The sequence below is a fragment of the Chitinophaga sp. YR627 genome, from assembly GCF_900114995.1.
GTDB lineage: Bacteria > Bacteroidota > Bacteroidia > Chitinophagales > Chitinophagaceae > Chitinophaga.
This window is the reverse complement of record NZ_FOUX01000001.1, coordinates 214,860-226,418: the sequence shown is the minus strand read 5'-3', so window position 1 is coordinate 226,418 and position 11,559 is coordinate 214,860. Positions and strand designations below refer to the sequence as shown.

The following is an 11,559-nucleotide window of genomic DNA, read 5'->3' as shown; positions in this document are numbered from 1 at the left end:
GTGCTGCTTGTGTTGTACTACATCAATCAGGGAATGCATATGTTTCGGCGATCCACGCAAAACCATCTTCTTTCTTTTGCACATGCCCGATTCCCGGCCATGGCAGGTGATAAGAAAACACCGTCGTACGATCAGCGGCCAGCGATGCCAGCACTTTTCTGCGCGTATCCGCTGCCTGCGTAAAATCAGTATCGCCATCAAAACCCCACTCGGGATGAGGGAACAGCAATACATCAGAATGTATCAGATCAGCAATATGTACGATCTCTTCATCACCTGAAAATACGCGCACGAGCGTATGTCCCGGTGTATGACCCGGTGCCGGCTGCAAACGTATACAACCAAATAAAGTTTCCTTGTAATCGAAGAAATGTAGCCGGTCTCTGAGCGCAGTTAAGGTCTGCTTAGTAGCTACCAGTATCTTTGCCAGCAATGCTTTATCTCCAAATTTACTCTTTGAGAAATCCGGCTTATCCGATAGCCAGAAACGATGCTCTGTTTCCGACATATACACCTGTGCCTGCGGGAAGACCAGTTGACCGTCCCTGCTGAACAGTCCGCCGATATGGTCCGGATGCGCATGCGTGATCACGATCCTTGTTACGTCATTTATAGCTATCCCTGCATCTTTCAGTGACTGCGGCAGCCAGCCACAGTCAGGGCCAAATCCAAAGCCTGCGCCGGTATCGATCAGTATCACTTCTTTTTCTTTCCGGACCAGCAGCATATTCATACCCAGGTCAACCGCTTTCGTAGAACGGAAACTATCCTGTAACAATTTTGTCACTTCTGCCGCAGGTACATCCTGGGCAAAATGGTCCTGCACAGGGCTCATCACAATATGCCCGTCCGTCACTACCGTCATTTCGAGCGCTCCCAGCTGAAAGCGATGATAGGGACGCGCGACCGCCTTGTTCAGGGAACGGGCCAGCAGTTGATGTATGGGTAATGTTGCACCGAGGCCCAGAATGGCCATTCTTTTTATGAGGGTTCTTCTTTCCATCTTCAAATATTTAGGTCAAAAGTATGGGGGTTGTATCTTTGAGTCAAGTAAGTACTTTTAAGTATCCAGGATACTTAAAAGTAACTAACATTGATTTTCAATCGTAAAAAAGTGCTCGCATGGCAAAGAAAAATATTGAGGGTCCTATCTGTGCAGTCGATTTCGCATTCAGAAGAATAGGTGGTAAGTATAAAGGCCGGATCCTCTGGTACCTGCATCAGTATAAAGTATTACGTTACGGCGAACTACGTCGTGCCATAAAGGATATTACCACTAAAATGCTGACACAGACCCTGCGTGAGCTGGAAGAAGACGGGCTGGTACACCGGGAAGTATTTCAGTCAATGCCGCCCCGTGTAGAGTATTCGCTGACGGCGTCCAGTCAGCTGCTGATACCATTTATCGATCATTTACGGGAGTGGGGAGATCAGCAGATGGCAAAAGAAAATATACCCGTCATCAAGAGTAGTTTATCTTGTGTGATCAGGGAGGAAGAAGCTGCCGAAAAATAAAAAGCCCCGGCAATCGCCAGAGCTCTTTATTGTAAAAAACGGATTATATCCGGTTATTTCATTTCAACGCCAACTGAAACCCTTGTTTCATCATAAAACAGGTTCAGGTTTTTAGGTTTTGCACCCGCTGGCAGTTTGAATTTGTTTTCTTCTGAAGTTTTCGTAGACTCCGCATCAACGTTTACAGTATTGTAATTGTCGTGCGTCAGGTTATTTCCATTATCCAGTTGTAGACGGAAGTCGTTTGGATTAAAGAAAATACCATTGCCACCTACTGCATTTTTGTTGGTCACTTCAATTTCGTAGGTAATTTCAGTACCGGTCACTTTCCCATCCGGGTCAGTTAACTCAATACCTTTTGCATTTTTCAAACGAACCAGCACTTCTTTTTTCTTACCCAGGTATACGGAGTCCGGGGCGAAAGTAATTGCGAAAGTTTTAGGTTCGTTTGCCGGGGTGCTGGCAGCTGGAGTGCTTTCAGACTGCTGTTCGGAGCTTGGGGCCTGTTGATCAGCATTCTCTGTTTTGTTCTTTCCTTTACATGCAGCCATAGCTACCATGAGGGCAACAGAAGACACAAGAATGATCCTTTTCATCGTATAATTATTGGTTTAGAATTAAAGATGGATGGTCAAAAGAAAAATATAATGTGTACGAATGTAAGCACTTTTTATATTATCTGCTATCAAATCCGGCAATTTGCGTAGCAGGATAAGGGTTAGCATCCAAAAATGCGTAGAACTACGTATGCTCTCAGGCTAATATTCTACAAACAGCTTATCAGGATAACACCACAGCCAGCGGTCCCCGGGTTCCGCAGAAGCTATCACCGGATGCCCCGTAGCATGATGATGACGTGTCATATGTTTATTCGGTGACTGGTCACAACAAAGCGTCTCTCCACAGGTCTGACAGGTACGCAGATGCACCCAGTCTCCCCCATTTTTGATACATTCCTCGCATACGCCCCCCTCGCCTATTTGCACTTCTTTGATATCTCTGATGTGTTGACAGGTTTCTTGTTCTTGCATAATGACAGGAATTAATGTTATATAATTGCGTTAACAGCTAACAAGATAACATATTCCGGTAGCTTTTGTAACAGAATTTATTGTCATTGAACGGCTTATTCCTGTACAATTCATCTCCGGACATCCACTTATTGTCTCCCTCCCTATATACCAGCTCCACATAGCACGACATCATATAAATCATTGAATTACAATCGACTATAAGCCTTCTTCGCTCAGAATAGCTTTAATTCACTGAGTATTAACCAGATAAGCGCTCTCTCTTCGCTTTACAACGTAGATACGCCGTTATTATTCCGGTACCGGTCCACTCCGGAGCGAAGTAATAACGGCGTAATAGCGGCGTAATGGCGGTATACATCGAAGAAATGTACCCGAATAGGCGACTAGTGGTCTTACTATAATCTAACTATACTTATCTTACGTTACACCTCCCTTCCAAACGGAGGTGTAACGGCGAAGTTGTACTATCTAAACATTATCAACAGGAACTGCCCTCCCAATGACTAACGTTTAATTCCTAACTGGCGTAGCACAAACGTCTCCACCACTACTGCCGGAAGAGCCAATGAAACCGTCCTGGAAAACCGCGCTATATTCATCCCTGCAAATGCACCCTCTCCCGTAAAGAGCGGTCCGCCGCATTGCTCCGGCCGGAGTATCCCATCATGTGCGATCACTGCCTGAAAGCCATCTCTACGCTCGCTTTTGCCTCCCCTGAACAGATCTGTCGCATGGGTTGCAGGCGCCTGCGGACGTTTCGCCAGTACGATCGTATCATTTACTTCCGCTGTCTGATGAAGATTAGCATCTGCGCCATCCGGACCTGCGGTTACCGCATGCAGACGTCGTTGTATGACCACCGTATCACCCGGCCAGTAGGTAAATAATTCCCTGCCATAATCCATCGGTTCATTCACCGCAACACCATTGATACTGATGATCTCATCACCGGGTGTAGCGCCCTTTGCATCAGCAGGAGATCCCGGCATCACATAGGTCAGGACCAGGGGTTTCTTATCAGGCGCGATAGCGGCGCCCAGAAAACCCAGACTGCTCATTTTAGGCAAACTGAATGTATCCTTTCCAAATACGCTGGCAATAGCAAGGGTATCCGGCTGTGGCGATACCAGGAACATGCCTGTTTTAATTTCCGTCTGCCACTTTAGCGGAAACAGAATACCATCTTTTATACGGATCTCAGGGCGTAATAATACCAGGTCGTTCTCTTTATCCCGTGCGATGATCCGGGCCTTCGTCCGTTTATTGTTGTATACGACAACCGGCGCTTCTCCTACCTCGCTGCTCTTACTCACCACAAAAGAAGCCCCCTTTACATCGATCAGCATACCATTGATCACACGCTGCTGATGGCCAGCTACACTCTGTACACGTACACAGCCCTTTTTCTCCGCCTTGTTCGATCCTATCACAAGACGCAGCCTTTCCAGCTGATCATCGGAACTGATCTGATTTGCTGCCGGATCTGTTTTTACACTATCTGTTATCTCCGGATACTTTGTATAATGTACCGGCTGCGTCAAAGCCGTCCAGTATTTTCTGTACAGATCAACAGGTACGTCGTAGTTCTTCTTTTCATCCGGTTCTATCGCACTTCTCATCCCGATGACCCGTCCCAGATAGTCGAACAGCGGTCCGCCGGAATCACCCGGTTCCATCATACAGGTAGACTCAATAAAACCCTTCTCATTCTTTGCCCGGGTAATATGTCCCGCCGTCATCATAGGCAGGGGCTGATTCAGACTCTCCGGATACGCAATACTGAAACAGGGTTCATTTACCTGGAGATCGTAAGACCAGCCCATAGGCGCCACCGGCCAGTCGCCCGGCGTCAGGATCTTCATCATCGCCACATCCGGCAACTCCGGCGTTTCCGGGAAATTAATTTTACCCAGTGCCTGTGCGATCGCCGATCTGCCATCAGTAAAAGTCACCATATAGATATTACCGGGTACGGTTGTATGAGCCACGGTCAGAATATGGCCTTCTTTCGTAACAACGACGCCACTGAACGTAGCGCTCATCTGCTGACGGGCAACAGTATCATACCCCCACATACGCACATAGGCGTGAGGGAGTGCTGTACTGACCTCGCGTAAGGTAAATCCGTGAAAATCATTAGCTTGCTGGCAATAGGTATTTCCCGCTAACAGCAGCAGGAAAAGGATTAATAGTTGGTTTTTTCTCATTTTTCAACCCGGATCTTGGGAACCGGAAAACTAAAGATAATCTACCGTTCGCAGGTTTTTATATCCCGAACAGTGAAAAGCACAGTTCCTTTACAATGAAAAGCTTAGATATATATTTAAAATAATTATCTTGCAACATTATCCGGAATAAGAAGGACAAATCACGCATGAGACCTATACCAAAGTATGTATCCCTGCTGCTGTTACTGCTCGTTGTAACCAGTCAGGTAGCCCAAAGTCAGCAAAATGAGCTCTATAGTTACCAGGACCTCTCCCACCTTTTTTACCAGAAGCAAAAGGACTCTTTGCAAAAAGCATGGACCTGCCCTGCCAATTACAAAGACAAGGAAACGCAAAAGAAATACAAGGAGATCTGGGATGGACGAACCGAGTTTTTCACCGGCGCCATCAAATCTGACAACTATGTATACGACAAAGACATATACGCCTACGTATACAGCATTATCACCGAAATCTGCAAAGGCAACAAAGGCTTCCTGCCCGCACAGCCATTCCTGGTGCTGGACAGAAGTCCGTCAATCAACGCCTATGCAGTAGGTAGTAACGTTATCGCGGTCAACCTGGGCCTGATCCAGTTTGCCAGAACAAAAGAAGAACTGGCACTGACACTCGCACACGAACTGTCGCATAACATCCTCCTGCACGCAGAAAACAGTATGAAGAAACGTGCAGAATGGCTGACTTCCAGTGAATATAAACAGTCAATGGAAGACGTGCTTGACTCTAAATACGAGCGACTGACCCGCCTGAAAAAGGTATTCGAGAACTATTCCTTTGACAGAAGCCGTCACCAACGCTACCACGAAGGAGACGCCGACTCACTCGCCGTGGTCCTGCTCAAAAATGCCAATATAGCCTTCGATCCGAATGTATTCCTTCGCCTGGATACTGCAGATATGCTGTATCACCAGCCACTGAAACAACCGGTAAAAAACTACTTCACGGCATATGGTGTCAGCATAGAGGACGCCTGGCTGAAAAAGCGCTCCAAAGGCCTTTCTACCCGGAACTATAACTTCCAGGAAAACGTCACCATGCAGGACTCCCTGAAAACACACCCTGATTGTGTAGACAGGTACAATAAAACGAAAGTAGCGGCTACTACGCCGGCACAACAGACGCCGATCCCTGCTGCCGTTAAGGAGAAAGCCAATAAAATGCTGATATGGAATATGTATTGTAACATGAACCTGGCGCCCTGCCTGTATCGCGTATTAATGGCGAAAGACAACGGTAATACCGATCCATGGTACGATTTCATGATCCATAATATCATGCTCGAACTGTTCCATGCAGACAACGAACTGCATCGCTTTGCCGCTATCGGGGTAACGCAGAAAGAATATATCTCTAAAGACTTCTACGAACTGCAAACCATGCTGGAACAGATGCCGCGTGAGGAACTGGGCAAAAGCTGTGAGCAACTGCAAAGAGCTGGTTTCTGGAGCAAAATGCAGGACCAGGAACAGGGCTTCAGAACGCTGATGCAGAGTATTGCACTCAACAAAGAGAGCAACGAGGCAAGCAAGACAAAAGCAGCCAAAACCTTTACGGAAAAATATACCAGTAGTCTGTATGGTGAATATGCGGACGACTTAAAAAAAGAAGTCAAGAAGTAAGATTTCATTCCCACTAACGTCTTTATGATAAAAAAACTCTCTTTCCTCCTCATCATTCTCTCCCCCTTCCTTGTAAAGGCGCAAACAAAAGTCTTTAAGGAGGTACATGAAGGGATCTCTACCGAATTTAAGCCCATTCTTCAGAATGGAGACCTGATCGGCTATCTGTCCTTCTCAGAACTGGAAAGGGCCGATAAAGACTCTTTCAACTATAAGATCGAGATCATGGACGAGAACCTGCAGGATCTGGGGATTGTCAACTTCAAAGAAAAGAAACTGGACCTGCAACAGGTATCCTTTGTGAATGATACCCTCTGCATGGCTTATCTGAAAAGCAATGTACTGGGTTATGACTGGGCCAGCAGAAACGAGCGGAATGATTCCCTGTCAAAAGGCTACCTCTCCCTGTTCGCACAGTTTATCAGCCTGGATGGTAAAATTGCACACATTTTTGAGAAAAGACTGAGAACTGATATCCGGCTGGCCTGGACAACCACCCGTGACGGTAAGATCGGCAACGGCGGACTTAGATATCCCCTGCAACTCAAAAACCAGGATCAGAAAGGATTTACTTTTTTCTTCGGCGATAACGCACACAATTATCTGCTTGTCGTAACAACACAGGGAGAATTACTCTGGGAAAAATATATTATTGAGGATGGCGACCATTATAACATGCTGACCTCCGGCAGGGATGTGCTTCTCCTTATCACAGCAGAGGGATACGGATCCTTACGTGACCATACAGTGATCTCCTATAATACAGATACAAAAACCGGCATCCTGAAACTCCCTTTACAGGACCAGTTCCGCAATCCTTTGCTGGCAGTGGAATTCGATAATGATCCTGCCACCGGCCATCCGTATCTGGCTGGCTATATTCCTGATCCGATGGCAGCCGGTGCTTACCTGTACACCAAAAATGTCGTACAGCACATATTCTCAGGTATCTTTGTCATCAATGTTGACGGACATGAAAAAACGGCCGTGAAACGGCAATTTACTTACTGGACCGACAAAGTTGATGAAGAACTGGTTGAGAATGACTTTCTGTTGCATAATAATGCCTTTATGAAAAACGTCATTGCCTTCAGAGATTTCCAGGGTAATACGTATATCGCCGGGACCAATAATTACCGCAGAGCCAAATATGGCGGTGTAGTGATGATCAAACAGGATGCAAAAGGCAAACTGGGGGTAGTAACACCTTTCGTTAATGCAGATCTCGATCCCTTTGATCTCAGAAAACCATCTGATTTTATCGGTATGCCACCGTTATACACAGTGTCTTCATCTGATACCAGGTCTGTTTATCTGATCGTCAATAACCAGGCGAATTCGCTCATTTATAACCTGGAGAAAAATAGTATCGTGCGCGTCATTCCTCATAAAGATGGTAACATTCGTACGAACGTCTTTCCTGCCAAAGAAGGCCATGTGATCGTAGCCGAATACAACAGAAAAGAGAAATACACGAAATTCTCTATCGAAGCGATATAAACACACACAAAAGACATAAAAAAAGCCTTACACTTAATCCGTGTAAGGCTTTTTCTATCTAATTCGTAATTCCTAATTCCTAATTGCCTTCCGTCTTTGCAGATACAGCTTCGCTGACTCACTCGCCGTAATGATCGCACCACCTAGTATCACGATATCTTTAATCACCAGACGGCCTCTTCCGGACAGGAAAGGGAACCCCCAGTCCTTATCTGTCAGATGCGGCACCCAGCTTTCAGGTGTGGTCACCAGGAAAGACAGCGTACCCAGGGTCATAATGAAGATCAGGATACTACCGATCATACTGGCAAACGGCGCTACCTTGTACAGGGCTACCAGTATGGCCATGCTGACCAGCAACACGCCTAAACCCGCAGAAAAACCATAGGTGTTATTGGCAGTGTGCCATTCATGATTGGCCACGATCAGTTCGCCTTCTTTATTCTGATGTGTTTTATATTCTTCCGGATGATTGTAAAAGAAAGACATAAACGGACTGTTGGCTACGAAAGGAACAACACCATCTGCCTCATAAGTGAAGAACTTCAAACCGCCGATCCAGAGGAATACGACAACAATACCCAAACGGACGGCCTTTTTACCAAACTGATCGAGGTTAGCTACGAAATTGACGATTGAATTTTTCATTTTAATATAAGTTAGTTGTTAGTGTGCGTATTGACAATGTAAAGGTAGACAGACCTGCCACGGCAGAACATGGACGATCCAGTCTGTCACTTGGACAAATATGCCAGGCGTCAGGTCAGAGGGTACAATAAGACAACAGGATTACTGGGGAAGGTCCGCTACGATGGAAATACCGGTCTGCTGCCGGAAAGTTTGCGGGGAAACCCTGGTAAACTTCTTGAAAAAGCGGCTGAAATAGAACTCATCGCTGAATTGCAGCGAATACGCGATCTCCTTGATACTACGCCGGGTCAGGTGCAACTGGCGCTTGGCCTCCAGGATCAAACGTTCCTGGATCATGGCAGAAGGCGACTTCTTAAAGTATTTTGTACAACGTTTGGTAAAGTTATTAGAAGACATCGCCAGCAGCTCCGCATAGTCGGCTGGCTTGTGTAAGGTCAGGTAGTGCTGGTCCAGCAAACGTCTGAACTCCTCCATCTGCTCATCCCGTTCTTCAGGATTCAGCATATTAGCGGCTGAGCGCGTCTTTATGCTACTCGACTTGGCGAGGAACAACTGCAGATACCCCCGCATCACGATCTCATCACAACCGCTGACGTCAAACTCCTCTGCCAGTTCATCCAGCAGGTTTTTGAAGATACGCGCCTCCCGGTCGTTCAGTTTCACCGAAGGTTCTATATAGATATTGTTAAACAGTAAGCCATTACAGGCTACCTGTGCCTTGTGATATTCTATACAATAGAAATCACTGTGGAATTGCAACATGGCCAGTTTACAGGGGCCAGGTTGTTCAATATAGATCATTTGCAGGGGCGTAGAGAACAGCAATACCGGCCCTTTAAATGGAAATGCGCCAAAGTCTGCATGAAAGATGCCCTCACCCTCTTCTACAAATACGATCGTATATTCTGCATACTGCACAGGCTTTGCCAGGCAATCTTCTCCGGTATCGAGTCCGAGCAAAGTTTCATTGGAGGAAGAACAGATTCTTTTCATGCACACAGATAATGATCTGACGAATACAAAAATATATCAATAAATATAAAACAGATTGTCCGTCTTATGGTTATGAAAGTGCTTTTTATGGCGAATGGCCATAGCCCAAAATAACAAAGCGGAAAGGTTGCCCTTTCCGCTTTGTCCCTGATGATATATAGTTGCTTACTTTTTCTTTACCAGTTTAAACGCAGTTCTTCTGTTCAGCTTATGCTCTTCCTCACTACAGTTGACGCCATTGCCACACCTGTTCAGCAGCTTCGTTTCCCCATAGCCTTTGGCTGAAATTCTGCTTTTCGCCACCCCTTTGGATATCAGGTAATTCATTACAGACGTCGCACGTTTCTGAGACAATGCCAGGTTAAAGGCGTCATTACCACGGGCATCCGTATGTGCACTCAGTTCCACTGATTTATCCGGATTTTCCATGATCGTCTTCACCAGCCCGTCCAGTACCTGTGCAGCAGCCGGATTGATAGCAGCCTTACCAAAATCAAAATAGATATCCAGTAATCCTGACTGCCCGGAATCATCTGATGGCGTTGCCACCGGCGCAGGATCAGGTGTTTGCACCGCTGGCTCAGGTGTTGCTTCGGCACCAGTTACATCACCGGTTACCTTCCGGAGTGTATCATCCTTGATCGGTTGGTCAGGAATATGTGCAGGTATCTCTTCTTCCGGCAGGGATTCCACCGCATAAATATCATCACTGCCACTACCGCCGTTCCTGTTGGAAGACAGATAGGCAATCCCTTCATCAGTTAAACCAAAAGCAAAATCATCCTGTGGTGAATTCAGCGGATAACGCATGTTCCTGATTGTACCGCTCATCTGGCCAGACTGATACTTATCCAGCTTTACACGATAGATATCAAGACCGCCCATACCAATGCGTCCATCACTGGCGAAATAAAGGATGTCACCTTTTACGATCGCCGGACTACGTTCATTACCTGCCGTATTGATAGATTTCAGGTTCAGCGCAGGTCCCCACTGGCCTGTAGCCGTGCGGTAACACATATACAGGTCTGTACCACCAGCGCCACCCGGCATATTGGAGGCAAAGTATAAAGCCATACCATCCGGTGTAATGAATGGATCACCTACGGAATATGCATTTACGTTATTATGTGAAAATGCTACAGGTGCGGACCATTTACCGGAAGCATCCTGTTTACTGCTGTAGATCTCCACATTCACAGTAGCCGCCTTGCCCTTCGCACGGTCTCCCCTGCCGGGAATACGGGTCAGGGTAAAGAACATTTCTTTCCCGTCTCTCGTAAAACTGGCGGAACCAACATGATATCCGGTACCGGTTTGCAAGGGGAACAGCGAGATACTGTCTCCGTTCGCCGGCTTCCGGAAAAGATGCAGGTAATCATTACCCGTCCAGCCACTGGTCAGCGGATCTGGTTTTACCCTGGTATCAAAACGCAGGAAAAAATGGTGCTTTTTCGGCTGATGTACGCCAGCCGCAGAACGGTCGGACGTAAACACCACACCACCCATATATGGCACCGCACTCCAGTCTGATTTACCGGAGTTCAGGGCCTTGTAATTGTCGATCTTTAAACGGTCAGGCGTCTGCATCCAGCTGATGGCTGAATCGCAGGAAGCGATCCAGGTACGCTGTAACTCAGGTGTAACCGTTGTTCCTGCTGCGGTTGCATACTTCTCATATTGTACACGCGCTTCAGGATACTTTGAATTGTTCTGTAAAGCGCGGGCATAATAGTAGGTATTCTCTGCCTTACTGCCACTCATACCGGTAGCTACTGCATACCAGCGCTCCGCCTCCTGATAGTTGTTATTAAAACGGTAACAGTCCGCAAGACGTTCCGCCGCATGCAGACTCGCCTTTTTATGATAAGCCTGCTCATAAAGCGTTGTCGCTTCTGCGTACTTATAGTTATCGTATGCTTTATCAGCCGCCTTAATGATATACTGCGCCTTTGCAGAACCAGCAGTAAGCAAAAAACACAGACCGATCGCGTAATGTATTGTCTTCATCGTCAGCAT

The 11,559-nt window shown here is 46.6% G+C and carries 10 protein-coding genes; 3 read left to right on the top strand and 7 right to left on the bottom strand.

Going from position 1 to position 11,559, the window contains the following annotated elements; all coding sequences use genetic code 11:
• Nucleotides 1-22: 22 nt before the first annotated feature.
• Nucleotides 23-1,003 (bottom strand): MBL fold metallo-hydrolase, encoded by a 981-nt coding sequence (locus BMZ72_RS00610; protein ID WP_089804228.1) that lies wholly within the window; start codon nucleotides 1,001-1,003, stop codon nucleotides 23-25.
• A 119-nt stretch (nucleotides 1,004-1,122) separates the two neighbouring features.
• Between BMZ72_RS00610 and BMZ72_RS00605 the strand changes: the two genes are divergently transcribed.
• Nucleotides 1,123-1,515, top strand: a complete 393-nt coding sequence (locus tag BMZ72_RS00605; protein ID WP_089804226.1) for a winged helix-turn-helix transcriptional regulator — start codon at nucleotides 1,123-1,125, stop codon at nucleotides 1,513-1,515.
• A 53-nt stretch (nucleotides 1,516-1,568) separates the two neighbouring features.
• On the opposite strand, the gene BMZ72_RS00600 is transcribed toward BMZ72_RS00605, so the two are convergent.
• From BMZ72_RS00600 to BMZ72_RS00590, 3 genes are all read right to left on the bottom strand, one after another.
• Nucleotides 1,569-2,111: a hypothetical protein gene (locus BMZ72_RS00600; protein WP_089804224.1), complete on the bottom strand. Its 543-nt coding sequence runs from the start codon at nucleotides 2,109-2,111 to the stop codon at nucleotides 1,569-1,571.
• Nucleotides 2,112-2,273: 162 nt separating this feature from the next.
• Complete coding sequence (locus BMZ72_RS00595) at nucleotides 2,274-2,546, bottom strand: UBP-type zinc finger domain-containing protein (protein ID WP_089804222.1); 273 nt, start codon at nucleotides 2,544-2,546, stop codon at nucleotides 2,274-2,276.
• A gap of 506 nt (nucleotides 2,547-3,052) precedes the next feature.
• Nucleotides 3,053-4,756 carry a S1 family peptidase gene (locus tag BMZ72_RS00590; RefSeq protein ID WP_089804220.1) on the bottom strand — a complete coding sequence of 568 codons (1,704 nt, stop codon included), beginning with the start codon at nucleotides 4,754-4,756 and terminating at the stop codon, nucleotides 3,053-3,055.
• Between the two features lie 167 nt (nucleotides 4,757-4,923).
• On the opposite strand from BMZ72_RS00590, the gene BMZ72_RS00585 reads away from it, so the two are divergent.
• Both BMZ72_RS00585 and BMZ72_RS00580 read left to right on the top strand, forming a co-directional pair.
• Nucleotides 4,924-6,396 (top strand): M48 family metalloprotease, encoded by a 1,473-nt coding sequence (locus BMZ72_RS00585; RefSeq protein ID WP_089804218.1) that lies wholly within the window; start codon nucleotides 4,924-4,926, stop codon nucleotides 6,394-6,396.
• 24 nt (nucleotides 6,397-6,420) lie between these two features.
• Nucleotides 6,421-7,896: a DUF6770 family protein gene (locus BMZ72_RS00580; protein ID WP_089804216.1), complete on the top strand. Its 1,476-nt coding sequence runs from the start codon at nucleotides 6,421-6,423 to the stop codon at nucleotides 7,894-7,896.
• Between the two features lie 72 nt (nucleotides 7,897-7,968).
• On the opposite strand, the gene BMZ72_RS00575 is transcribed toward BMZ72_RS00580, so the two are convergent.
• The 3 genes from BMZ72_RS00575 to BMZ72_RS00565 all read right to left on the bottom strand — a co-directional run bounded on the left by BMZ72_RS00575 (nucleotide 7,969) and on the right by BMZ72_RS00565 (nucleotide 11,550).
• Entirely contained in the window at nucleotides 7,969-8,544 is a 576-nt protein-coding gene (locus tag BMZ72_RS00575) for a DUF417 family protein (protein WP_089804213.1), read from the bottom strand.
• A 141-nt stretch (nucleotides 8,545-8,685) separates the two neighbouring features.
• Nucleotides 8,686-9,540 (bottom strand): helix-turn-helix domain-containing protein, encoded by an 855-nt coding sequence (locus tag BMZ72_RS00570; protein ID WP_089804211.1) that lies wholly within the window; start codon nucleotides 9,538-9,540, stop codon nucleotides 8,686-8,688.
• Between the two features lie 165 nt (nucleotides 9,541-9,705).
• The gene (locus BMZ72_RS00565; RefSeq protein ID WP_177222638.1) at nucleotides 9,706-11,550 is read right to left on the bottom strand and encodes an OmpA family protein; all 1,845 of its coding nucleotides are present in this window, start codon (nucleotides 11,548-11,550) and stop codon (nucleotides 9,706-9,708) included.
• Nucleotides 11,551-11,559: the final 9 nt, after the last annotated feature.